The sequence below is a fragment of the Mesorhizobium sp. M1348 genome, assembly GCF_040317925.1.
Taxonomy (GTDB): domain Bacteria; phylum Pseudomonadota; class Alphaproteobacteria; order Rhizobiales; family Rhizobiaceae; genus Mesorhizobium.
Genome location: NZ_JAMYLH010000025.1, coordinates 37173 through 60652, shown reverse-complemented (window position 1 = coordinate 60652; position 23480 = coordinate 37173). Strand labels below are relative to the sequence as shown.

At 64.3% G+C, this 23480-nt stretch carries 20 protein-coding genes; 13 read left to right on the top strand and 7 right to left on the bottom strand.

Features of this window, described 5'->3' with window-relative positions:
• Positions 1-96 precede the first annotated feature (96 nt).
• A complete protein-coding gene (locus NKH13_RS28020) occupies positions 97-729 on the top strand; it encodes a class I SAM-dependent DNA methyltransferase (RefSeq protein ID WP_352915849.1) in 633 nt (210 codons plus the stop codon).
• A gap of 18 nt (positions 730-747) precedes the next feature.
• Here NKH13_RS28020 and NKH13_RS28015 read toward each other — a convergent pair whose 3' ends face one another.
• Both NKH13_RS28015 and NKH13_RS28010 read right to left on the bottom strand, forming a co-directional pair.
• Positions 748-3201: a GcvT family protein gene (locus NKH13_RS28015; RefSeq protein WP_352719290.1), complete on the bottom strand. Its 2454-nt coding sequence runs from the start codon at positions 3199-3201 to the stop codon at positions 748-750.
• Positions 3198-4082 (bottom strand): phosphotransferase, encoded by an 885-nt coding sequence (locus NKH13_RS28010; protein WP_352719331.1) that lies wholly within the window; start codon positions 4080-4082, stop codon positions 3198-3200. Before NKH13_RS28010 ends, NKH13_RS28015 begins: the two co-directional genes overlap by 4 nt.
• 434 nt (positions 4083-4516) lie before the next feature.
• Between NKH13_RS28010 and NKH13_RS28005 the strand changes: the two genes are divergently transcribed.
• From NKH13_RS28005 to NKH13_RS27975, 7 genes are all read left to right on the top strand, one after another.
• Entirely contained in the window at positions 4517-5293 is a 777-nt protein-coding gene (locus NKH13_RS28005; RefSeq protein WP_352915847.1) for a DeoR/GlpR family DNA-binding transcription regulator, read from the top strand.
• Between the two features lie 67 nt (positions 5294-5360).
• Positions 5361-6287: a LysR family transcriptional regulator gene (locus NKH13_RS28000; protein ID WP_352719288.1), complete on the top strand. Its 927-nt coding sequence runs from the start codon at positions 5361-5363 to the stop codon at positions 6285-6287.
• A 201-nt stretch (positions 6288-6488) separates the two neighbouring features.
• On the top strand, positions 6489-7643 hold the full coding sequence (locus NKH13_RS27995) for an ABC transporter substrate-binding protein (RefSeq protein ID WP_352719287.1): 1155 nt from the start codon (positions 6489-6491) through the stop codon (positions 7641-7643).
• A gap of 189 nt (positions 7644-7832) precedes the next feature.
• The gene (locus tag NKH13_RS27990) at positions 7833-8831 is read left to right on the top strand and encodes an ABC transporter ATP-binding protein (RefSeq protein ID WP_352719286.1); all 999 of its coding nucleotides are present in this window, start codon (positions 7833-7835) and stop codon (positions 8829-8831) included.
• Positions 8832-8845: 14 nt separating this feature from the next.
• Positions 8846-9796 carry an ABC transporter permease gene (locus tag NKH13_RS27985; protein ID WP_352719330.1) on the top strand — a complete coding sequence of 317 codons (951 nt, stop codon included), beginning with the start codon at positions 8846-8848 and terminating at the stop codon, positions 9794-9796.
• A complete protein-coding gene (locus NKH13_RS27980) occupies positions 9786-10601 on the top strand; it encodes an ABC transporter permease (RefSeq protein WP_352719285.1) in 816 nt (271 codons plus the stop codon). Before NKH13_RS27985 ends, NKH13_RS27980 begins: the two co-directional genes overlap by 11 nt.
• A 25-nt stretch (positions 10602-10626) precedes the next feature.
• A complete protein-coding gene (locus NKH13_RS27975; RefSeq protein WP_352719284.1) occupies positions 10627-12054 on the top strand; it encodes a gamma-aminobutyraldehyde dehydrogenase in 1428 nt (475 codons plus the stop codon).
• 49 nt (positions 12055-12103) lie between these two features.
• Here NKH13_RS27975 and nhaA read toward each other — a convergent pair whose 3' ends face one another.
• The 5 genes from nhaA to NKH13_RS27950 form a co-directional block, all read right to left on the bottom strand.
• Positions 12104-13297: a Na+/H+ antiporter NhaA gene (nhaA, locus tag NKH13_RS27970; RefSeq protein WP_352517237.1), complete on the bottom strand. Its 1194-nt coding sequence runs from the start codon at positions 13295-13297 to the stop codon at positions 12104-12106.
• 87 nt (positions 13298-13384) lie between these two features.
• Positions 13385-13948 (bottom strand): ActR/PrrA/RegA family redox response regulator transcription factor, encoded by a 564-nt coding sequence (locus NKH13_RS27965; protein WP_023676342.1) that lies wholly within the window; start codon positions 13946-13948, stop codon positions 13385-13387.
• A gap of 63 nt (positions 13949-14011) precedes the next feature.
• Positions 14012-15337 carry an ActS/PrrB/RegB family redox-sensitive histidine kinase gene (locus tag NKH13_RS27960; protein WP_352719283.1) on the bottom strand — a complete coding sequence of 442 codons (1326 nt, stop codon included), beginning with the start codon at positions 15335-15337 and terminating at the stop codon, positions 14012-14014.
• A gap of 89 nt (positions 15338-15426) precedes the next feature.
• The gene (gene hrpB / locus NKH13_RS27955) at positions 15427-18045 is read right to left on the bottom strand and encodes an ATP-dependent helicase HrpB (RefSeq protein WP_352719282.1); all 2619 of its coding nucleotides are present in this window, start codon (positions 18043-18045) and stop codon (positions 15427-15429) included.
• Positions 18046-18121: 76 nt separating this feature from the next.
• Complete coding sequence (locus NKH13_RS27950; protein WP_352915844.1) at positions 18122-19012, bottom strand: DMT family transporter; 891 nt, start codon at positions 19010-19012, stop codon at positions 18122-18124.
• Positions 19013-19039: 27 nt separating this feature from the next.
• On the opposite strand from NKH13_RS27950, the gene NKH13_RS27945 reads away from it, so the two are divergent.
• From NKH13_RS27945 to NKH13_RS27925, 5 genes are all read left to right on the top strand, one after another.
• Positions 19040-19729 carry a PIG-L deacetylase family protein gene (locus NKH13_RS27945; protein WP_352719280.1) on the top strand — a complete coding sequence of 230 codons (690 nt, stop codon included), beginning with the start codon at positions 19040-19042 and terminating at the stop codon, positions 19727-19729.
• 212 nt (positions 19730-19941) lie between these two features.
• The gene (locus NKH13_RS27940; RefSeq protein WP_352719279.1) at positions 19942-21273 is read left to right on the top strand and encodes an ABC transporter substrate-binding protein; all 1332 of its coding nucleotides are present in this window, start codon (positions 19942-19944) and stop codon (positions 21271-21273) included.
• A 112-nt stretch (positions 21274-21385) separates the two neighbouring features.
• Positions 21386-22333 carry a carbohydrate ABC transporter permease gene (locus NKH13_RS27935; RefSeq protein WP_302893612.1) on the top strand — a complete coding sequence of 316 codons (948 nt, stop codon included), beginning with the start codon at positions 21386-21388 and terminating at the stop codon, positions 22331-22333.
• Positions 22330-23280: a carbohydrate ABC transporter permease gene (locus NKH13_RS27930; protein ID WP_352719278.1), complete on the top strand. Its 951-nt coding sequence runs from the start codon at positions 22330-22332 to the stop codon at positions 23278-23280. Before NKH13_RS27935 ends, NKH13_RS27930 begins: the two co-directional genes overlap by 4 nt.
• Positions 23277-23477, top strand: a complete 201-nt coding sequence (locus NKH13_RS27925) for a hypothetical protein (protein ID WP_352665425.1) — start codon at positions 23277-23279, stop codon at positions 23475-23477. The genes NKH13_RS27930 and NKH13_RS27925 overlap by 4 nt, the downstream gene beginning before the upstream one ends.
• The last annotated feature ends 3 nt before the right edge of the window (positions 23478-23480 follow it).

Here is a 23480-nt window from a genome sequence, read left to right as displayed (position 1 = left end):
GCTCCTTTCCCCGTGTTATTGCGACGACGACGGTTCCACAGTTTTCGCCGTTTGGCTATGATCGCGTTGCGGATCGATACCAGGCGACGGAAAGCGATGACGGATAGCAAACAGCAGAGCGCGCTCGCCGCAGCCTATGCGGCGAAGCGACCGGAAGACGTCGCGGCGCTCTACGACAGCTGGGCAGGCACTTATGACGCCGACATGTCGGCGGCCGGCTATCGCCATCCGACCATCTGCCTTGCCTTGCTGGCCCGCCATCTGCCGCGCGGCGCGGCACCTCTGCTCGATGCCGGCGCCGGCACCGGGCTCATCGGCGAATGGCTTGCCATCACCGGTTATCCGCAGGTCGAGGCCCTCGACATCTCGGAAGGCATGCTGGCGCAAGCTGCGCGCAAAGGCGTCTATTCGGCGCTGCACTGCCTGGCGCTTGGCGGACCGCTGCCTTTCGTGGACGATGCCTACGTCGGGATCATCTCAGCCGGCGTCTTCACGTCCGGCCATGTCGGGGCCGAGGGTCTGGACGAGCTGATCCGCATCTGCCGGCCGGGCGGGGTGATCGTGCTGACGGTAAAGAACACACTGTGGGATGCCGGGTTTGCCGCCCGGATCGCCGAGCTCGAGGCGCAAGGCACCGTCACCCGCGCCGAGGAGACGCCGCCCTATGTCTCGATGCCGGGCGAGGCCGATACGGTGCCGAGCCGGGGGCTGGTGCTCATCGTGAACTGAGGCTGAAACCGGAAGGCTCTAGGCCTTCACCTTTGCCCCCGTCGGATCGTAAAGTGGCTCGAGGTGGATCTTAGCCGGCGTCCGTTCCATTGCCACCACCAGCTCGTAATCGCCGGAGGTGAGGAAATCATCGCTGACGCCATCGGCATTGCGCACATAGCCGTAACCGATGTTCGTGCCGATGGTGTAGCCATAGCCGCCGCTGGTGAGATAACCGACCGCCTCGCCGTTGCGCAGGATGGTCTCGCGCCCGAGCAGGACGACATCCGGATCCTCGACAGTGAAGCCGGCAAAACGTTTCCTGAGCGTGGAGCCATCGAGCTTTTCAAGCGCCCGCCGGCCGAGGAAATCGGTGTTCTTCCTGAGCTTCACCGCCCAGCCGAGGCCGGCCTCCTGCGGCGTGTCGTTGGGTGTGATGTCGGCGCCCCAGGCGCGGTAGCCTTTTTCCAGCCGCAGCGATTCCAGCGCCCGGTAGCCGACCGGGCGGATGTCGTGGACAGCGCCCGCCGCCATCAGCGCGTCGAAAACCTCGCCCGTCGCCGCGATCGGCGCATGCAGTTCCCAGCCGAGCTCGCCGACATAGGTGACGCGCAGCGCCCGGACGGCGTGGCCGGCAATGGCGATCTCGCGAACATGGCCGAACGGAAAGGCGGCGTTCGAGACGTCGGCATCGGTCACCGCTGACAGCACGTCGCGGGCACGCGGCCCCATCAGCGACAATGTGCCGAAATCCTCGGTGACGTCGGTCAGCGTCACGTCGAACTCTCTGCCGATATGATCGGCAATCCAGGAGAAATCATGCGTGCGGAAACCGGTGCCGGTGACGATGTAGAATTTCTCCTCACCGAGCCTCGCCACGGTCAAATCGGCCTCGATGCCGCCGCGCGTGTTGAGGAGCTGCGTGTAGGTCAGCCGGCCGACCGGCTTGGCGACGTCGTTGGCGCAGATCCAGTCCAGCGCCTTCAGCGCGTCCACTCCGGTCATTTCGTATTTGGCAAACGACGATTGGTCGAAAATGCCGATCTTTTCGCGTACATGGCGATGCTCGTCGCCGACGGATGAAAACCAGTTCTGCCGGCCCATCGAATAGACGTCCTTCGGCTCGACGCCCTCCGGCGCGAACCAGTTCGGTCGCTCCCAGCCGAGCTTCGAGCCGAACACGGCGCGATGTTTTTGCAGCCGCTCGTATAGAGGCGAGACGATGCGCGGCCGGCCGGTGAGATATTCCTCATGCGGGAAGCCGATCATGTAGTGCTTGCCGTAGGCTTCCAGCGTGCGGTCGCCGACCCATTGCCTGTCGCGGTGCAGATCGGAGAAGCGGCGGATGTCGACCACCCACAAATCAAGCGGCGCCTCGCCGTCGACGACCCATTGCGCTAGCACCCAGCCGGCGCCGCCGCCGGACGCGATGCCGAAGGCATTGAAGCCGGCGCCGACGAACATATTGGGGCATTCCGGCGCCACGCCGAGGATGAAATTGCCGTCCGGCGTAAAGCTCTCCGGCCCGTTGATCATCTGCTTGACGCCGACGTTGGCGAGCGCCGGGACACGCTCTATCGCCTGGCTCATATGCTGCTCGAAATGATCGTAATCATCGTCGAACAGCCGGAACTCCCAATCCTCCGGCACATCGCCGCCCGGCAGACCGGTCGTCCAGGCCTGCGGGTTCGGCTCGTAGCCGCCCATCGCCAGCCCGCCGACTTCCTCCTTGAAATAGGTGCGGCGATCGGGGTCGCGAATTGTCGGCGAGTCGGTCGCTAAGCCGTCGATCCTCTCGGTGATGATGTACTGGTGCTTCACCGGCTGCAGCGGCACGTTGATGCCAGCCAGCGCACCCACCTGCCGCGCCCATTGCCCGGCGCAGTTCACCACCTTGTCGCAGGCGATATCGCCCTTGCTGGTCTTCACCGCGGTGATGCGGCCGTCTCTCATCTCGAAGCCGGTGACCCGCACCTCCTCGAACAATTTTGCGCCGTGCATGCGCGCGCCCTTGGCCAGCGACTGGGTGATGTCGGAAGGGCTTGCCTGACCGTCGGTCGGCAGCCAGGACGCGCCAACGAGGTCGCCGGTTTCCAGCAGCGGCCACATTTCCTTGATCTCGCCCGGCGACAGCAAATGCATATCCATGCCGAAGCTCTTTGCCGTCGTTGCCAGCCGCTTATACTCGGTCCAGCGGTCGGCATTGGTGGCTAGCCGCAGGCAGCCGGTCATCTTCCAGCCGGTGGCGAGGCCGGTTTCGGCTTCCAGCCCCTTGTAGAGATCGACCGAATATTTGAGCACGCGCGTAATCGACGCCGACGAGCGCAGCTGGCCGACCAGCCCGGCAGCATGCCAGGTCGAGCCCGAGGTCAGTTTGCCCTGTTCGAGCAGCACGATTTCGGCCTTGTGGTCGCGCGCCAGATGATAGGCCGTCGAACAGCCGATGATGCCACCGCCGATGACGACGATCTCGGCCTGGGCGGGCAGGGTCATGTCCGCGTCCCGTATTTTGTCCTGTAGTTCTCCAGGGCGGTTTCGAGCCGCGCCAGGTTTTCGTCGGCGTAGGCGGCGTAGTCGATGCCGGGCGCGTCGAGGTAGAGCTCGGAAACCATGCCCCACATCGCCTCGCGCAGCAGCGACGCGCATTGCATGGCGGCGTGCGAGCGCCGTATTGCCGGGTCCGGCTCCTTCATGAAATAGGCGGTCATGAAGGCGAAGGATTCCTCGTCGCTCATGCCGGCATTCGAAGCCGCGCCGGCAAGGTCGAACATCGCCGTGTTGAACCCGGCATATTCGAAATCGATGAGCCAAAGCCTGTGACCGTCGTCGATTATATTAGCCGGCAAAAGGTCGTTGTGGCCGAAGACGATCGGCAGCAGTTTTTGCGCGCGCTCGAGCTCGTCCGCCAGCGTCAAAAGGCGTGGCAATTCGCTCAGCTTGCGGCTGCCGCCTTCCTCCAGCGTGCGCGCATAGTCGCGAATGACGTGGAATACCCAGAACATGAAGCCGGCGCCGGAGACATGACTGGGCATTTCCCGGTGGAAGCCGCGCAGCAACGCGGCGACGCGGCCGAGATCGGCGCGCACGTCTTGCGCGACATAGGCCTTGGCGCCGAGATACTCCGTCACCATGACGCCGGGTCCGGTGTAGTGGACGGCCGGAGCGAAGCCTGCCGCGTGCGCTGCCCGCGCGGTCATCATCTCGCGCTCGCGAAAGACATGGTGGAACGGATAGTCCTGGCCGATGCGCACGACATGCCGCCCGGCCGCGTCCTTGACCAGATAATTGGCATTGCTCAGCCCGCCCGGCAGCGGCGCAATGTCGATGCTGCCGGTCCAGCAAGGCAGCGCGCGGATGCGGTCTTCGACAGTCACGATCTCGTCCAACATTGGGTCAATTTTCCACGCATGTCACGGCTGGCCAGCGATGACAATCGGACCGAGGAATGGAGGCAACGCGAAGATCTCGTCGGTGCAGATCTCGGGATCGGTATCCCGCACCGCACCGACGAGCCCCTTTGTGCCGGGTTCTTCGACGCCGGCATCCGCCCCCGCGGATCCTGAATTTCGGCACCCTTGCACCCGACAGTTTCCCGGGCGTTCGGGCAGGCGATTTTTCGTGCGGCTCAGCCCCGTCCTCCGTTCCGAGCCTGTCACAGCGATAATGTCGCGCCACGCTGGAGACGTTGTCAACGCGAAATTGTGGTGTTTTCTGGTTTTTCGCCCGAATTTTGCTAAATTCCTTGGAGTTAGTGGCATTTATGCCGTAGAAACGGTCAACAGTGCAACAATCCGACCGGATGGAACCGATGGTCCACTCGAAGCGGCATGGCGAAATCCTGCGCCTCCTCAAGGAGGAAGGCACTGTCACCATTGCCAGCCTGGCCGACCGGCTGGGCGTCTCGCTGGAGACGGTACGCCGCGACGTCAAGCCACTGACCAACGACGGTTCCATCCTCAAGATGCACGGCGCCGTCGGCCTGCCGTCGATTGCCGGCGAAGCGCCGTTCGAGCGGCGCATGCGCGAGAACGCCGACGCCAAGCGGGCAATAGCGCGCATGGTCGCCGCCACCATCCGCGACGGCGAATCGATCATGCTCGACACCGGCACCACCACCTCTTTCCTGGCCCGGGAACTGCTCGGCCACCGGCGGCTGACGGTCGTCACCAACTCCTCCGACATCGCCCGCACACTGGCCACCGTCAACGGCAACAAGGTCTATATGGCCGGCGGCGAGCTGCGCAGCGATTCCGGTGCTGCCTTCGGCGTCTCGGCCATCGAATTCGTCAGCCGCTTTTCCGTCAGCCATGCGGTGATATCGACCGGTGCGGTCGATGCCGTCACCGGCGTCATGGACTATGATTTGGAAGAGGCCGAGTTCGCCCGCATGGTGCTGTCGCGGGGCCAGCGTTCGCTTGTCGTCACCGACCACAGCAAATTCGGCCGCCAGGGTCTGGTTCAGGTCTGCGGATTCGACGGCTTTTCCGAACTCGCCACCGACCGGCCGCCACCGCACGACATCGCCGCTGCCCTTGCCCAGGCCGGCGCGCGGCTCAGCATTGCCGATGGCGGGAGCGAGGGCTGAGTTCTATCGGCAGATCGGCACCAGCATCCCACTTCCCAGCGCCGCCTCTGCCGTGTTTAGTCCAGCCATGGCTTTCACCATCCGCCAATTGCAGTTCTTCATCGCCGTCGCCGAGCAGGGCACGGTATCGGGCGCCGCCCAGAACCTGTCGATCTCGCAATCCTCGGTCACCGAGGCGATCAAGGAGCTGGAGCACGATCTCGGCGTCGAGTTGTTCGAGCGCCACCCGCGCGGACTGAACATCACCCACAAGGGCCATCAGTTCCTGCGCCATGCGAGGAAGATCCTCGCCGACGTTTCCGATGCGCGCCGCGCCTTCTTCGGCGAACAGATCGCGGCAAGCGGGCGGCTGCAACTTGGCGTCACCTCGCTGGTCGCCGGCTATGTGCTGTCCGATCTTCTTGCCCGCTACCGCCGCGCCTATCCCGGTGTCGAGGTCTCGGCGATCGAGGACAATGGCGACTATCTCGAGCACCTGTTGATCGGCGGCAAGCTCGACATTGCCGTCATGGTCACCTCGAACCTGCGCGACCGCACGGCACTGCAGTCCGAAATCCTCGAAGTCTCGGCTTACCGGCTGTGGCTGCCGCTCGGCCATCCCTTGGCCGGCGCCGACATTATCGGCATCGGTGACATCGCCTCGGAACCGCTGATCATGCTGACCGTCGACGAGATCGAGGAGAACACCGGAAAGCTGCTGACGGCGATCGGCGCCAAGCCGCATGTCGCCTTCCGCACCCGCTCGGTCGAAGCGGTGCGCAGCCTCGTCGCCACCGGCGCCGGCGTGGCGCTGCTGCCCGACCTCGTCTACCGGCCATGGTCGCTGGAAGGCGATCGCATCGAATCGCGCGATATTTCGGGGTCGTTGCCGGTCGTCCAGGTCGGCATGGTCTGGCGGCGCGGCTCCAGTCTGCCGCAGGCGGCGCGCGACTTCATCGGGCTTGCCCAGTCGCAGCGCATGGTGCGCCAACGGCCCGAGAAGATCGGCCGCTGACGTATCGGAAAAACCGATATCGGCTTTCTGATAAATGAATTTGCGAAACCGGAAATTTCGCAGCACTTTTCGGTCAGGGAACAAAGCTGCCGCCGGAGCACGGCCCTTCAGAGCCGCGCATCCAACGTTTTTGAACGGGCGCATGATCTTCTTCCGAAAACCGAAACCGGTTTCGGGGTCATGCAAAATGGGAGATCGACGATGAATTCATTGCTGAAATCATGCACTGCCTTGACGGTCGCGCTGACCTTCTCCGGCCAGGCCATCGCCCAGGTCAAGGAGCTCGGCAAGAGTGAAGGCGAGGTCAATATCGTCGCCTGGCCCGGCTATATCGAGCGCGGCGAAACCGACAAAGGCTACGATTGGGTCACTTCGTTCGAGAAGGAGACCGGCTGCAAGGTCAACGTCAAGACCGCCAACACCTCCGACGAGATGGTCTCGTTGATGAACGAAGGCGGTTTCGACCTTGTCACCGCCTCGGGGGACGCCTCGCTGCGCCTGGTTGCCGGCAAGCGCGTCCAGCCGATCAACACCGACCTCATACCGAGCTGGAAGACGGTCGACGACCGGCTGAAGGATGCGCCCTGGTTCACCGTCGGCGGTGTCCATTACGGCGTCCCCTATCAGTGGGGGCCGAACGTGCTGATGTACAACACCGAAGTGTTCAAGGAGGCACCGAAGAGCTGGAACATCGTGTTCGAGGAAATGAAGCTGCCCGACGGCAAGTCGAACAAGGGCCGCGTCCAGGCCTATGACGGGCCGATCCACATCGCCGACGCCGCCAATTACCTGATGGCTCACAAGCCGGAGCTCGGCATCAAGGATCCGTACGAACTGACCGAGGACCAGTACAAGGCCGCGCTCGACCTGCTGCGGGTCCAGCGTACACTGGTCGGACGCTATTGGCATGACGCCGCCATCCAGGTTGACGATTTCCAGAACGAAGGCGTCGTCGCCTCCGGTTCTTGGCCCTACCAAGTCAACACGCTGATCGCGGCCAAGAAGCCGGTCGCCTCGACCATCCCCGAGGAGGGCGTTACCGGCTGGGCCGATACCACGATGATGGAGGCCGATGCTGCCCACCCGAACTGCGCCTACATGTGGATGGAGCATTCGCTGTCGCCGAAAGTGCAGGGCGACGTCTCCGCCTGGTTCGGGTCGCTGCCGGTGGTGCCCGCCGCCTGCAAGGGCAACGAACTGCTCGGTGAAGAAGGATGCAAGACCAACGGCTACGACAATTTCGACAAGATCAAGTTCTGGAAGACGCCGGTCTCGAAATGCGCCACCCAGAACGACCAGTGCGTGCCCTATTACCGCTGGGTGTCGGACTATATCGGCGTCATCGGCGGGCGGTGAGTTCGCCTCACCTACGAAGCTCGGCGCTGCCCCTCACCCTTACCCTCTCCCCGTGAAGAACGGGGGGTCGCCAGCGTTGGAGCGCCTCCCTTCTCCCCGTCCACTATACGGGGAGAAGGTGCCGGCAGGCGGATGAGGGGCGGCGCAACTGCCTGAAATTTAATGAGCCTGACAGATCAGGACAGCCCCATGACCTCCGCCGTTTCCTTCCAAAACGTCTCCCGCCATTTCGGCAGCGTGCGTGCCGTCGACGCGGTCGATCTCGACATCGTGCCGGGCGAGTTCTTCGCCATGCTCGGGCCTTCCGGCTCGGGCAAGACGACGTGCCTGCGCCTCATCGCCGGGTTCGAGCAGCCGACGGCTGGGTCGATCTCGATCTTCGGCGAACGCGCCGAGGGCGTGCCGCCCTATCGCCGCAACGTCAACACCGTGTTCCAGGATTATGCGCTGTTCCCGCATCTCAACGTGCTCGACAACGTCGCCTATGGGCTGATGGTCAAGGGCGTCGGCAGACCGGAGCGGCAAAAGGCGGCGGAAGAAGCGCTGTCGCTGGTGCGGCTTCCCGGCTACGGGGCCCGTCGCCCTGGCCAGCTTTCCGGCGGCCAGCGCCAGCGCGTCGCGCTCGCCCGTGCGCTGGTCAACCAGCCCAAGGTGCTGTTGCTCGACGAGCCGCTCGGCGCGCTCGACCTCAAGTTGCGCGAAAACATGCAGGAGGAGTTGAAATCGCTGCAGAAGGCGCTCGGCATCACCTTCGTGTTCGTCACCCACGACCAGGGCGAAGCGCTGTCGATGGCCGACCGCGTCGCCGTCTTCAACGACGGCAAGATCATGCAGATCGGCACGCCGGAAGACATCTACCAGCGCCCCAAGACCCGCTTCGTCGCCGATTTTGTTGGCTCGTCCAACGTGCTGCCACCGGACTTCGTCCAGCGCTATGCCGGCCAGCATCGCTGGGGCAGCCTGCGGCCCGAATCCATCCGCATTGGCAGGGCGGCCAAGGGCGAAGGCGTTGCCGCCCGCCTGGTCTCGACCAATTATCTCGGCGCCACGACAAGACTGGCGCTCGATGCAGAGGGCTTGCGGCTACATGCCATCGTGCCGGCGGGTGCTGCCTTGCCCCGGGAAGGCGAGGCGGTGGTGCTCACCTTCAACCGCGAGCATTTGCATTTGATGGATGAGCTGGGATGAGCCTTGACGCTGCCATGCCGCGGGCCACGGCCCCCGCCATCCTGCCGGGCAGCGGCGGCGTACGCGGCGCGCTCTCCGACATCTTCTGGCGCCGGCCGCAACTGCTGCTTCTGCTCATGCTGCTGCCGCCGGTTCTGTGGCTCGGCATCGTCTATATCGGCTCGCTGTTCGCGCTGCTTTTGCAGAGCTTCTTCTCGATCGATGAATTCTCCGGCCTGATCAACCGCGAGTTCACGCTGAAGACTTATGGCGATCTGCTGCAGGCCGCTAATCTCGACATCATCCTGCGCACGGTGACGATGGCGGCGCTGGTGACGCTCGCGTCGGCGGTCATCGCCTTTCCCATCGCCTATTACGCGGCGCGCTATCCGCGTGGCCGTTGGAAGGCGTTGTTTTATCTCGGCGTCATGCTGCCGCTGTGGTCGAGCTACCTGGTCAAGATCTATGCCTGGAAGCTGATCCTCGCCAAGGAAGGCATCCTGACGTGGCTGCTGGCCAAATTGCATCTTCTGTGGCTGCTTGATGCCTGGCTATCGCTGCCGATCGTCGGCGGCAACTCGCTGTCGGTCTCCTCAACCGGCACCTTCATCGTCTTCGTCTATGTCTGGCTGCCCTTCATGATCCTGCCGGTACAGGCCGCACTCGAGCGCGTGCCGGGCAATTTGGTCGAGGCCTCGTCCGATCTCGGAGCCTCGCCCGGCCAGACCTTTCGCAACGTGCTGTTCCCGCTGGCGCTGCCCGGCATCGTCGCCGGCTCGATCTTCACCTTCTCGCTGACGCTCGGCGACTACATCATCCCGCAGATCATCGGCACCTCGCGGCTGTTCATCGGGCAGGCCGTCTATTCGCAGCAAGGCACCGCCGGCAACATCCCGCTCGCCGCCGCCTTTACCGTGGTGCCCATTGTCATCATGGGCTTCTACCTCTGGGGCGCCAAGCGCATGGGGGCTTTCGATGCGCTCTGACCGTGGCCCATCCGCGCCGATCAGCCTGAAGCTCGCTGCCACCGGCGGCCTGCTTTTCCTGCATTTGCCGATCCTGCTGATCTTCGTCTATGCCTTCACCACCGAGGAGAAGAGCTTCGTCTGGCCGCCGCCGGGCCTGACGACGCAATGGTTCGCCATCACCTGGAACCGGCCCGACGTCTGGCAGGCGCTATCGCTGTCTGTACGGGTCGCGGCGATCTCGACCGCCATCGCGCTCGTCCTCGGCACGCTGTGCGCCGCCGCCGTGTCCCGCACAAAATTCTTCGGCCGCGAAACCATCTCGCTGCTGGTCATCCTACCGATCGCGTTGCCCGGCATCATCACCGGCATTGCGCTGCGCTCGGCCTTCGCGCTGGCCGAAATCCCGTTCTCGTTCTGGACGATCGTGCTCGGCCACGCCACCTTCTGCGTGGTCGTCGTCTACAACAATGCGGTCGCCCGTTTCCGCCGCACGTCCGGCTCGATGATCGAGGCGTCGATGGACCTCGGCGCCGACGGTTTCCAGACCTTTCGGCATGTCGTGCTGCCCAACATCGCAACCGCGCTGCTGGCCGGCGGCATGCTTGCCTTTGCGCTGTCCTTCGACGAGGTCATCGTCACCACCTTCACCGCCGGCCAGCAGCAAACGGTGCCGATCTGGATGCTCGAAGAGTTGATCCGTCCGCGCCAGCGTCCGGTCACCAATGTCGTGGCAATGGTCGTGGTGCTGGTGACGCTGCTTCCCATCCTCGCTGCCTATTACCTGACCCGCGACGGCGACCAGATCGCCGGTTCGGGCAAATGATCTCGTTCATAAGGGAGAGACTTCCATGGACACGCAGATGCTGATCGGCTCGAAATTCGAAAAAGGCACCGAGACCGAGGAACCGATCCTCAACCCGAAGACCGGGGCGACCATCCTCAATCTGCCCGAGGCCAGCCCGGCGCAGATCGAGGCGGCAGTGCTTGCCGCCGAAAATGCCTTCGTCACCTGGTCCCGCACAACACCGGCGCAGCGCGCCGGCTATCTCCTGAAGATCGCCGATCGCATCGAAGCTGCTGCACAGGATTTCGCGGCGCTCGAGGCACTGAACTGCGGCAAGCCGATCAATGCCGTGCTCAATGACGAGATCCCGGCGATCGTCGACTGTTACCGCTTCTTCGCCGGCGCGGTCCGCTCGATGCCCGGACAGGTCGCCGGCGAATATATTCCCGGCCACACCTCGATGGTCCGCCGCGACGCCATCGGCGTCGTGGCGTCGATTGCGCCGTGGAACTATCCGCTGATGATGATGGCCTGGAAGCTGGCGCCGGCGATTGCCGGCGGCAACACCGTCGTCTTCAAGCCGTCGGAGCAGACGCCGCTGACTGCGCTGAAGCTGGCAAAAATCCTTGCCGAGATCCTGCCGGAAGGCGTCGTCAACGTCGTGCTCGGCCGCGGCGACAGCGTCGGCAACACGCTGATCAACCATCCGAAGGTCAACATGATCTCGATCACCGGCGACGTCGCCACCGGCAAGAAGGTGCTGCAGGCCGCCGCCAAATCGGTCAAGCGCACGCATCTCGAGCTCGGCGGCAAGGCGCCTGTCATCGTCTTCGATGACGCCGATCTCGGTGCGGTGGTCAACGGCCTGCGCGCCTTTGGCTATTACAACGCCGGCCAGGACTGCACCGCCGCCTGCCGCATCTACGCCGGCAAGAAGATCTACGACAAGCTCGTCGCCGACCTCTCCGCTGCGGTCTCGACCATCAAGTATGATCGCCCCGACGACACCGAGAACGAGATCGGGCCGCTGATCTCGCGCCGCCAGCGCGACCGCGTCTCGAGCTTCGTCGAGCGCGCCTCGGAGCTCAAGCACATCGAGATCACCACTGGCGGCAAGCCCGGCGAAGGCTCCGGCTTTTTCTATCAGCCGACCGTCGTCGCCGGCGCGCTGCAGGAGGACGAGATCGTGCGCCGCGAAGTGTTCGGTCCGGTGGTCTCGGTCACCCGCTTTTCCGAAGTCGACGAGGCCGTTAACTGGGCCAATGACTCTGACTACGGCCTGGCGTCATCGGTGTGGACCAAGGACGTTTCGCGCGCCATGGCGACGGCGGCCCGGCTGCAATATGGCTGCACCTGGATCAACACCCATTTCATGCTGACCAACGAGATGCCGCATGGCGGGTTGAAACAATCCGGCTACGGCAAGGACATGTCGCTCTACGCGCTGGAGGACTATACCGCCGTCCGCCACGTCATGGTTGCGCACGGGTAGGGTCCAGATGCGGGGGAAGGTGGCCTGAAGGCCGGAAGTGTTGGCGCGACTATTCTTCGGCCTCGTCCGTCCCGTCCGCGGCCGGCGCCACCAGCAGTACGGCGGCGCCGAGGATCGCGGAGATGAAGGAGCCGGCGAGGATGCCGACCTTGACCGCGTCCTGCAGAGCGACGTCGCTGGCGAAGGCGAGCAGGCCGATGAACAGGCTCATGGTGAAGCCGATGCCGCAGAGCAGCGAAATGCCGACCATGTGCAGCCAGCCAGCATTGACCGGCAAATCGGCGAAGCCGAGCCGGATGGCGAGTGCGGAAGACCCGAAGACGCCGACCAGCTTGCCGGCGACGAGACCGGCGGCGACGCCGAGCGTCAGCGGCTCGGCCAGCGCGGCAGCGCTGAGACCGCCGAGCGAGACGCCGGCGTTGGCAAAGCCGAAAATCGGGATGACGAAAAAGGCGACGATTTTGTGCAGGCCGTGTTCGAGCCGGTGCAGCGGCGAATGGTCGAGATCGTGGCCGCTGCCCGGCGATATCTTCAATGGGATGGTGAGGGCCAGCGCAACGCCAGCGAGCGTCGCATGGACGCCCGATTTGAGCACCAAAACCCACAGAACGATGCCGAGCACGATATAGGGCAGCAGCGTCAGCACCCGCATGCGGTTGAGCACCACCAGCAGCGCGATGACGGCGAAGGCGGCGCCGAGATAGGCGAGCGACAGGCCGCTGGTATAGAACACCGCGATGATGAGCACGGCGCCGAGATCGTCGATGATGGCGAGCGCGGTGAGGAATATCTTCAGCGAGCCCGGCACGCGGCTGCCGAGCAGCGACAGCACGCCGAGCGCAAAGGCGATGTCGGTGGCGGTCGGAATCGCCCAGCCGGACAGAGCGGCTGGATTGTTGCGGTTGATGGCGACGTAGACCAGTGCCGGCACTGCCATGCCGCCGGCGGCGGCGATGCCGGGCAGCACGCGGCGCGGCCAGGTCGAGAGCTGGCCGTCGAGCATCTCGCGCTTGATCTCGAGGCCGACCAGCAGGAAGAACACCGCCATCAGGCCGTCATTGATCCAGTGCGAGACGCTGAGCGGTCCGAGATAGGCATGGAGGGCGGAGAAATAAGCCTCGCCCAGCGGCGAATTGGCGACGATCAGGGCCAAGGCCGCCGCAGCCATCAGGATGAGGCCGCCGGCCGCCTCGCTGTCGAGGAATTCGCGCAGCATGGAGACCAGCCGCTTTTCGTCCTGCATGTCGCCTCCGTCGTATCAGCGGCAAGGTCCGACACCGCCAAGCGATGATGCGCAAACAGCGCTGGCCGGGCAAGCCTGTAGTCACCTTTAGCGCGGCGCGCGCTTGGCGAGGATGCGTTGCAGCGTGCGGCGATGCATGTTCAGGCGGCGTGCGGTTTCCGAGACGTTGCGGTCGCACATTTCGTAGACGCGCTGGATGTGCTCCCAGCGCACGCGATCGGCCGACATTGGATTTTCGGGCGGCGCTGCGCGTTCGCCCGCGGTGCGGGTCAGAGCCGCAAAAATGTCGTCGGCATCGGCAGGCTTCGACAGATAGTCGATGGCGCCGAGCTTTACCGCCGTCACGGCAGTGGCGATGTTGCCGTAGCCGGTGAGGATGATGGCACGGGCATCGTCGCGCTTCTCGCGAATGGCAGCGACGACGTCGAGGCCGTTGCCGTCGGCCAGCCGCATGTCGACCACCGCATAAGCCGGCGGATTGGCGCGCGCCTTGGCAACCGCCTCCTCGACGCTCTCCGCCGTCTCGACCACGAAACCCCTGGTTTCCATGGCGCGGGCAAGCCGCGTCAGGAACGGCTTGTCGTCGTCGACGATCAGCAGCGAGGTGTCCTCGCCTTCGACCATTGCGCCAATCGTTTCGTCAGTACTCATCGTGCTGAAAATCCTGCTGCCTGATTTTTACGCAAATATAGTTTCGCAACGGTATTGTCCAATTTAGGCCGTGTCGAACATGGTGGCCGAAGCCTGCTCGGGATTGAGGAAGACGCTGCGCGGCCACGATATCTGCACGATAGCGCCCTCGCCGGGCTCGCTTGAATTGCGGAAATCGAGGGTCGCGCCGGAGCGTTCGAGCAAGGTCTTGGCGATGAACAGGCCGAGGCCGAGGCCGCCGCCGGCTTCGGTGCCCTGGCGCGTCGACATATAAGGTTCGCCGATGCGGTCGATGATCTCCGGCGGAAAGCCCGGCCCGTCGTCGATGATCGAGAAGCTGACGGCGGCCTCATTCCATTTCCAGCGTATGGTGACGTTTTTGCGGGCAAAGTCGACGGCGTTCTCGACCAGATTGCCGAGGCCGTAAATGACGCCGGGATTGCGCCGGCCCACCGGTTCCGGGCCAATGCGCTCGCCCGGCCGAAGCTTGATCGAAATGCCGAAATCGCGGTGCGGCGCCGTCACTTCCTCGACCAGCGAGGTCAGCGGCAGACGCGAGAGGTGCACCTCGCTCTCGGAGGAAAGGCTGGTCAGGCGCTTCAGGATTTCGCGGCAGCGCTCGCTCTGCGAACGCAGCAGCTTCACGTCCTCGCCGTATTTCGGATCTTCGCCAAGCGCCTTCTCCATCTCCTTGGCGACAAGCGTGATGGTGGCGAGCGGCGTGCCGAGCTCGTGCGCGGCGGCCGCGGCGAGGCCGTCGAGGGCCGAGAGATGCTGCTCTCGCTGCAACACCAATTCCGTGGCGGCAAGCGCGTTGGCAAGCAGCCGCGCCTCCTCGGCCACCCGGAAGGCATAGATCGCGGTAAAGGCGATGGAGCAGAACACCGCCATCCACATGCCGGCGACATAGACGAACGGCATCGCCAATGGCGCGCCCTCATGCCAGGGCAGCGGCAGGTGGTAAAAAACCAGCAGCGTCGCCGCCACGATCACCAGCGCGCCGAGCATGGCGGTCAGCCGCAGCGGCAGCGACGTCGCCGAGACGACGACGGGCACGGTCATCAGCAGCGAAAACGGATTGGTGAGGCCGCCGGTCATGTAGAGCAGGCCGGCAAGCTGCAGGCTGTCGAAGGTCAGGATGGCGAAGGCCGAGAACGGTGTAAGCCGATGCGCCGCCGGATAGCGGAAGGTCAGCAAAAGGTTCATCCAGGCCGAACAGGCGATCAGCGCAAAACACATGCTGACCGGCAGCGGAAATTTCAGCCCGTAAGCGACGACAAGCACGGTCAGGCTCTGGCCGACGATGGCAAGCCAGCGCAACCTGATCAGCGTGTTGAGGCGCAGCCGCTGGCTTTGCTGGAAGTCGGGTGCGTGCAGGATGTTTATCATGGCCGACGATTATAGAGGGGAAACAGCCGGAGGTCTTTTCCGAAAACCGCCGAAGCTGGCCCTCGGTTCAGGATGACAGTCTGGAAGCATCAGGTACCGCGCGGCTTGGCTCGGCTGGTGGCGGCGGCGAGAAGCGGGTTCTCCGGCCATACGTGCCTGGGATAGCGGCCGCGCATCTCTGCCCGGACATCGGCCCAGGAGCCGCGCCAGAAGCCGGGCAGGTCGCGCGTCGTCTGGATCGGCCGATGTGCCGGCGACAGCAATTCGAGCGTCAGCGGCACAGTGCCGTTGGCGATCGCCGGATGCCGGTCGAGGCCGAACAGTTCCTGCACGCGGATCGCCAGCACCGGCCATTCACCGTCATAACGGATCGGCAGCCGGCTGCCCGACGGAGCGTCGAAGTGGGTCGGCGCCAATATGTCGATCTTGCGTTGCAATTCGTGCGGTACCAGCGTCATCAGGCCTTGCGAAAGCACGCTGGGATCGATTGCCGCAAAGGATTTGGCACCGGAAAGGAATGGCAGCAGCCAGTCGTCGAGGCGCTCGACGAGCGCGGCATCGGAGACATTGGGCCATGGTGCGCCAAGGCCGCGATGCAGCCAGCCGAGCCGCTGCCGCAACGTCTCCGCCTCCCTGTTCCACGGCAACAGGGACAGGCCGTGTTCGCGCAAGGCGCCGAGAATGGCGCTGTCTGCGTCGGCACCGGTCGGCGCCGGCAGCATGCGTTCGGACAACATGATGGCGCCGAGGCGAACCGTTTCGCGCACCCGCACCGCGCGCCTGTCGCGGTCGAAGCTCACCTCCCGGCGGGTCTCGATCTTTTCCGCCAGCGCGGCACGGATATCCGTCTCATCGATGGCTGCCGCTGCGGTGATGCGGGCGTTCTGCGCCTTGCCCTGCAGGTCGGCGACGACGAGCCAGATCTCGCCGGCCAGCGGATCGGAGGCGTCGAGCATGGCGCCCGAGCCGTTGGCAAGCACGAAGCGACCACGCTCGCCGCGCGCTTTGGCGACCCGATCCGGCCAGGCATGGATGAGGAGCGCCCCGGCGGTGCTGCCCTCCCCCTTGAGGGGGTCCGAAGGACGGGCGAGACCCGCGGCTCGCCCCGGCGCGTCGATGCGCGTAGCGGATCGGGGTGGGGTCGGTCCGGGCACGCCATCGGCGACCCCGCCCCGTCTCCCTCGCTTCGCTGCGCTCAACTCACTCGCCGACCCTCCCCTCGAGGGGGAGGGTGAAGCCTGCTTTGCCAACCTCTCGGCCAGCTGCCGGGCAGCGGTGGCACGCGGCGATTTTTCGGCGTGAAAGCGCATCAGTCGCCGTTCGAGATCGGCGCCGTCGCCGCCAAGGCCACGCTCAGTGAGCAGCACGGCGAGCATCGCCGCCTCGAGCGCCTGGCCGGTCCTTGCCGCCTCGGCGACCATGTGGGCGAGCCGAACCGGTAGCGCCAGCCTGCGCATCGCGGCACCGGCATCCGTCAGGCGTCCTGCCGCATCGACAGCATCGAGGGCGCGCAGCAGCGCCCTCGCCTCGGTGAGCGCCGGAGCCGGCGGGGGGTCGAGGAAGGACAGGCTGGTCGGATCGGCGACGCCGAAAGCGGCGCAATCGAGCAACAGGCCGGAAAGATCGGCCTCGAGGATTTCCGGCGGCGTGAAGGCCGGCAGGGCCGCCGTCTGCTCGGCCCGCCATAGCCGGATGGCGACGCCCGGCTGTGTGCGCCCGGCACGGCCGGCGCGCTGGTCGGCGGAAGCGCGGGAAGCACGCACCGTCTCCAGCCGCGTCAGGCCGCTCGCCGGCTCATAGCGCGGCAGCCGCGACAGGCCGGAATCGATGACGACGCGCACGCCGTCGATGGTGATGGAGGTTTCGGCGATCGATGTCGCCAGCACCACCTTGCGGCGGCCGGGCGGCGCCGGCTTGATCGCCGCGTCCTGCGCCTTGTTGTCGAGCATGCCGTAGAGCGGCACGATGTCGGTGTCGGCGCCTACCTTGCCCGCCAGCCGCTCGGCGGTGCGCTCGATCTCGCGCTGGCCGGGCAGGAAAGCGAGCACGCTGCCCTCCTCCCCGGCAAGCGCCGAGCGGATCGCCCTGGCCATCGCATCCTCGATGGTGACGCCGGCCGGCCGCTCGTCATAGCGGATGTCGACCGGGAAGGCGCGGCCTGCGCTCTCGATCACCGGCGCGCCGGACAGCAATTTTGCGACACGCGCGCCATCGAGCGTCGCCGACATCACCAGCAATCTGAGGTCGGGCCTCAGCGCACTTTGCACGTCGAGGGCCAGCGCCAGCCCGAAATCGCCGTCGAGCGAGCGCTCGTGGAACTCGTCGAATAGCACCGCCGAAACACCGGGCAGCTCGGGATCGTCGAGGATCATGCGGGACAGCACGCCTTCGGTGACGACGAGAATCCTGGTCTTTGCGGAAGTGCGGTTTTCCATGCGCATGGCATAGCCGACGGTTTCGCCGGGCTCTTGGCCAAGCAATTCGGCCATGCGGCGGGCGGCAGCGCGGGCGGCGAGGCGGCGCGGCTCGAGCAGAATGATTTTTCCGGCGCCGAGCCATTCAGCGTGGAGCAGCACCAGTGGAACCAGCGTCGTCTTGCCGGCACCGGGCGGCGCCACCAGCACGGCGCTATTGCCATGGCCGAGCGCTTCATTGAGCGCCGGCAAGACAGCGGAGACCGGCAGTTCCGGCAAAGGTTTTGTGGTCATTGTCCCAAGGATGTGCAGCCAGTTGGCAGCGACCGCATATCAGCGGTGGCGGTCGCGGCGCAACCTCCGCGCCGACTCAAAGCCTGGTCCGCGAAAACGGGTTCCAGCGCACGGTGCCGAGCCGCACCTCCTCGCGCACCATCGTCAGCAGACCGGAACCACCGACCACGGCCAAGCCGACCAGCGACAGAAAATCGGGATATTCCCTGAAGAACAGCGCACCTAGAATCACCGCCCAGACGATCTGCGAATAATGCGTTGGCGCGATGCGGTTGGCCGGTGCGTATTTGATCGCCAGCAGATGCAGCAGCTGACCGCCGGCGGTAAAGGCGCCGGCGAGCACCAGCCACGCCCATTGCCTGCCATCCGGCAGCGAGAACGAGGTGGCCGCCGCACCGACGCCGTTGAAGAGCAGGCCGTAGCCGATCAGCACGCCGAGCATCGTCGTGCGCTTTTCCTGCGCGGCCAGCGAACGCATCAGGATGACATTGGTGGCGGCCAGGAAGGCGATGATGAACGCCGCCAGATGACCAAGCTGCAACTCGCGAAACCCAGGCCTGACGACCAGCATGACCCCGGCAAAGCCGGCGACGACCGCCAGCCATCGCCATGGGCCGACCTTCTCCTTGAGGACCAGCGTAGCCAGGATGGTGACGAACAGCGGCGCCAGGAAGATGAGCGCATAGACTTCTGCCAGCGGGATGGTGGTGAAGGCATAGACGCTGAGCACGCCCGAGGCGATGCCGGCCCAGGCGCGGGCCTGTACCGCCCACGGCCGGGTCGTGCGCCAGAAATCGCGCCAGCGCTCGCTTGGCGGCCTGGCAAAGAGCAGAAAGCAGCCGGCAAACAATGTCGAGAAGAAGCCGATCTCGAAGACGTTGAACTGCCCGCCCAGGCTTTTGACAACGGCGTCGCTGCACGAATAGCTTGCATAGGCGATGAGAGCGAGCAGAATTCCGTTGGGCACGTTTTTCCGTTTCCGGGAGAGATGAGAGTGAAGATACTGGCGCTTGGCGCGCATCCGGACGACATCGAGATCTTCATGTTCGGTACGATGGCGGCCTATGCCGCGCAAGGCGCAGAACTCTTTTTTGCCATAGCCACGGATGGCGCCAGGGGCGGCTACGGCGATCCGGCCGCGCTTGCCCGCACGCGCCGCAAAGAGGCGACGGCGGCGGCCGGCCTGCTTGGCGTGACGCCGCGCTTCCTCGACTTTCCCGATGGCGCGCTGGTGGCGGATGCCGCGCTGATCGGGGCGCTGAAAGCACTGATTGGCGAGATGGGGCCGGATCTGGCGATCACCCATGCGCCGAACGATTATCATGGCGACCACCGCGCGCTGTCGGATGGCATGCGCATCGCGGCATCATTTTCCGTGCCGGTGCTGCATGCCGACACGTTCGCCGGCACCGGGTTTTCGCCAACGCACTACGTCGATACCTCCAGGTATTTCGATCTCAAGGCGGAGGCGATCCGGGCGCACCAGTCGCAGGATCCCGAGCGTTTCGTCGACGCGGCGCGCACGCAGAACGCCTTTCGCGCCGGCCAGTGCAACGGCCCAGCCGGATCGTTCGCCGAGGCCTTCCGCTTCGAGCCGGTCTTCCCCTTCGCCGATATCCGCGCGCTGGTGCCGCTGGCCCCGGTGATCCGTCCGGTGGCGGTCAGCAACAAGACGGTGACCTAGGCAGGTCGCCGCAACTTCTCACGTTGCTTTCCTATCCAGCATGCTGCGATGCAGCAACGAATTCGCTTGCCTTGTTTAGTAAAAATTGCATCACTAAACAAATTACTAAACATCCGGTGCGCCGCCGCGTCGTTGTGTTTGGGCCCCGGAGGAGGGGTTTAGCGGGCTCTTGAAACCGTCATCCGGACGCGTTTCGCAAATGGGAGGAAGGCATGAAATCGACCTTGAAACTGACGTTGGGACTGGCCTCGACACTCTTTGCGTCGACAGCCGTTTCGAACGTCGCGCAGGCAGAAGATCTGACGCTTTGCTGGGCAGCCTGGGACCCAGCCAACGCGCTTGTGGAATTGTCCAAGGACTTCACCAAGGAAACCGGCATCGGCATGAAATTCGAATTCGTGCCGTGGACCAACTATGCCGACCGCTTTCTCAACGAGCTGAATTCGCACGGCAAGCTGTGCGACCTCATCATCGGCGACAGCCAGTGGATCGGCGGTGCCGCCGAGAACGGCCATTACGTCAAGCTGAACGACTTCTTCGACAAGGAGAAGATCAGCATGGACGATTTCGTGCCGGCGACCGTCGTCGGCTACTCGGAATGGCCGAAGAACTCGCCGAATTACTGGGCGCTGCCGGCCATGGGCGACGTCGTCGGCTGGACTTACCGCAAGGACTGGTTCTCTAAGCCGGAGCTGCAGAAGGAATTCAAGGAAAAGTACGGCTGGGATCTTGGCCCGCCGACGACCTTCGACCAGCTGAAGCAGATCGCCGAATTCTTCCAGAAGCGCGACATCGACGGCAAGACCGTCTATGGCGCGTCGATCTACACCGAGCGCGGCTCGGAAGGCATCACCATGGGCGCCATGGACGTGCTCTACAGCTTCGGCTTCCAGTACGAAAACCCGAAAAAGCCCTACGAGATGGAAGGCTTCGTCAACTCCGATAAATCGGTGAAGGGCCTGGAGTTCTACAAAGCCCTCTACGATTGCTGCACCCCTCCCGGCGCCTCGAACAGCTACATGGGCGAAGGCGTCGATGCCTTCAAATCCGGCCAGGTGGCAATGCACATGAACTTCGCCTTCACCTGGCCAGGCCTGCAGAAGGACGAGAATGTCGGCGGCGACAAGATCGGCTATTTCGTCAATCCCAAAGGTCCGGACGGCGACCAGTTCGCCCAGCTCGGCGGCCAGGGCATCTCGGTGGTCTCCTATTCCGACAAGCAGGAAGCCGCGCTCAAATACATCAAATGGTTCGCCAACAAGGACGTGCAGTCCAAATGGTGGTCGCTCGGCGGCTATTCCTGCCTCAACGCGGTTGTCAAGGACCCGGGCTTCCCGGCCAGCCAGCCCTATGCGCAGACCTTCCTCGACTCGATGGCAATCGTGAAGGACTTCTGGGCCGAGCCGAGCTACGCGCCGCTGCTGCAGGCGTCGCAGAAGCGCTTCCACGACTATGTCGTCGCCGGGCAAGGCTCGGCCAAGGATGCCCTCGACGGCCTCGTCAAGGACTGGACCGAGGTCTTCCAGGACGACGGCAAAATGTAACCGGCTCCTCCCGAGCCCATGACCGAACCGTCCCGTGCCACCCTTGGCACGGGACACAGTTCAGATAAATTCCATTGTCGAGACGAACCAAGTGACCGAAGCGGGACTGACCATGCTCAATCGGACGGCGGACAGCGTTGCCCGGGCTACGCCCGAGCCGTTGGCCCGCAAGGTCCGGGGCATCAGCGACAAGGGCCTCGCCTGGCTGTTCATCTCGCCGACGATCCTGTTGCTTCTAGCCATCAACATCTTTCCGCTGTTCTGGGCAATCTATCTGTCCTTCACCAATTTTCGCGCCAATCGCCCCAACGAGGTTGTGAAGAATCTCGGGCTGGCCAACTACAAGCGCATCCTCGCCGACCAGGACATCTGGATCGCCATGCAGACGACGGCGCATTTCGTGTTCTGGACCATCCTGCTGCAGACGCTGATCGGCTTCACGCTGGCCTGGCTGATCGACCGTAAGTTTCGTGGCCACGCCTTCTGGACGACAATCATCCTGGTGCCGATGATGCTGTCGCCGGCGGTGGTCGGTAATTTCTGGCGCTTCCTCTACGAGCCGCAGATCGGGCTGTTCGCCTACGCCGTTTCGTTCGTCACCGGCATCCCGGCAACGCAGATCAGCATGCTCTCCAACGTGTCACTGGCGCCATGGTCGATCATCATCGTCGACACCTGGATGTGGACGCCTTACGTGATGCTGATCTGCCTCGCCGGCCTGCGCTCGATCCCCGAATACATCTACGAAGCGGCCGAGGTCGACCGCGCCTCCAACTGGCGGCAGTTCTGGTCGATCACACTGCCGATGGCGCTGCCCTTCATCATGCTGGCGGTGCTGTTTCGCGGCATCGAGAACTTCAAGATGTTCGACATGGTCAATTTGCTCACCGGCGGCGGGCCGGGATCGACCACCGAAGTGGCCTCGATCACGCTGAAGCGGCAGGCCTTCGAAAGCTGGCGGACGGGCTATTCCTCGGCCTTCGCAATCATCCTGTTCGTCGCGGTGTTCGGGCTGGCCAACATCTACGTCAAGGCGCTGAACAAGGTGAAGCAGAGATGAGCCTGACGTCAGCCCACTCCGTTGTCGCACCGTCGGCCACGTCGAAGCGCGTCGCCGGCACGATCATCGTCGTCTACGCGCTGATCTCGATCGTGCCGCTGCTGTGGATCTTCGCCACCAGCTTCAAGACGCCGCCGGATTCGATCGCCTACCCGCCGAAGATCCTGTTCCAGCCCAGCCTCGAAGGCTATTGCAACCTGTTCACGACGCGGACCAGGCAGACGCCGGAATACATCAACTCGCTGGGGCCAGCGGCCGGCCTCTGCGATGCGACGGTGCGCAAGCGCAATATGGTCATCGCCGGCCCGTCGAACTTCATGCCGCGCTTCGTCAATTCGCTGATCATCGCCTTCGGCTCGACCTTCTGCGCGGTGTTCCTCGGCACGCTGTCGGCCTACGGTTTTTCGCGCTTCAAAGTGCCGCTCGCCGACGACCTTTTGTTCTTCATCCTGTCGACGCGCATGATGCCGCCGATCGCGGTCGCGATTCCCATCTACCTGATGTATCGCGAGCTTGGCCTGTCGGACACGGCGCTCGGCATGATCCTGCTCTATACGGCCGTCAACGTGTCCTTGGCGGTGTGGCTGCTGAAAGGCTTCATCGACGAGATCCCGCGCGAATACGAAGAAGCGGCGATGATCGACGGCTACACCAGGCTGCAGGCGTTCTGGCGGACCGTGCTGCCGCAGGCGACCACCGGCATTGCCGCAACAGCCATCTTCTGCCTGATCTTTGCCTGGAACGAATATGCCTTCGCCGCGCTGCTGACTTCGGGCACGGCGCAGACCGCGCCGCCCTTCATCCCGACCATCATTGGCGAAGGCGGCCAGGACTGGCCGGCGGTAGCTGCCGGCACGACGATCTTCCTGGTGCCGATCCTGGTCTTCACCATCCTGCTTCGCAAGCAATTGTTGCGCGGCATCACCTTCGGCGCGGTGCGCAAATGAACCTGACCACTAAACGCAAATCGCGCTGGCCCGTCTGGGCCAGGCGCGGGCTGATGGAAAACGTCGCCACCGCGATCATCGCCATCGGCTTCCTGATGCTGTTCCAACCCTTCGCGCTGGCGCTCTACACCTATTCCTTCATCACCATGCTGGCCGGCACGGCGATGTTCATCATCGTCTCGAAATTTCCGGAGTAGACG

Coding starts and splice junctions, on each gene's coding strand:
- NKH13_RS28020 (WP_352915849.1), top strand. CDS start 97: ATGACGGATAGCAAACAGCAGAGCGCGCTCGCCGCAGCCTATGCGGCG.
- NKH13_RS28015 (WP_352719290.1), bottom strand. CDS start 3,201: ATGACCCTGCCCGCCCAGGCCGAGATCGTCGTCATCGGCGGTGGCATC.
- NKH13_RS28005 (WP_352915847.1), top strand. CDS start 4,517: ATGGTCCACTCGAAGCGGCATGGCGAAATCCTGCGCCTCCTCAAGGAG.
- NKH13_RS28000 (WP_352719288.1), top strand. CDS start 5,361: ATGGCTTTCACCATCCGCCAATTGCAGTTCTTCATCGCCGTCGCCGAG.
- NKH13_RS27995 (WP_352719287.1), top strand. CDS start 6,489: ATGAATTCATTGCTGAAATCATGCACTGCCTTGACGGTCGCGCTGACC.
- NKH13_RS27990 (WP_352719286.1), top strand. CDS start 7,833: ATGACCTCCGCCGTTTCCTTCCAAAACGTCTCCCGCCATTTCGGCAGC.
- NKH13_RS27985 (WP_352719330.1), top strand. CDS start 8,846: ATGCCGCGGGCCACGGCCCCCGCCATCCTGCCGGGCAGCGGCGGCGTA.
- NKH13_RS27980 (WP_352719285.1), top strand. CDS start 9,786: ATGCGCTCTGACCGTGGCCCATCCGCGCCGATCAGCCTGAAGCTCGCT.
- NKH13_RS27975 (WP_352719284.1), top strand. CDS start 10,627: ATGGACACGCAGATGCTGATCGGCTCGAAATTCGAAAAAGGCACCGAG.
- nhaA (WP_352517237.1), bottom strand. CDS start 13,297: ATGCAGGACGAAAAGCGGCTGGTCTCCATGCTGCGCGAATTCCTCGAC.
- NKH13_RS27965 (WP_023676342.1), bottom strand. CDS start 13,948: ATGAGTACTGACGAAACGATTGGCGCAATGGTCGAAGGCGAGGACACC.
- NKH13_RS27960 (WP_352719283.1), bottom strand. CDS start 15,337: ATGATAAACATCCTGCACGCACCCGACTTCCAGCAAAGCCAGCGGCTG.
- hrpB (WP_352719282.1), bottom strand. CDS start 18,045: ATGACCACAAAACCTTTGCCGGAACTGCCGGTCTCCGCTGTCTTGCCG.
- NKH13_RS27940 (WP_352719279.1), top strand. CDS start 19,942: ATGAAATCGACCTTGAAACTGACGTTGGGACTGGCCTCGACACTCTTT.
- NKH13_RS27935 (WP_302893612.1), top strand. CDS start 21,386: ATGCTCAATCGGACGGCGGACAGCGTTGCCCGGGCTACGCCCGAGCCG.
- NKH13_RS27930 (WP_352719278.1), top strand. CDS start 22,330: ATGAGCCTGACGTCAGCCCACTCCGTTGTCGCACCGTCGGCCACGTCG.
- NKH13_RS27925 (WP_352665425.1), top strand. CDS start 23,277: ATGAACCTGACCACTAAACGCAAATCGCGCTGGCCCGTCTGGGCCAGG.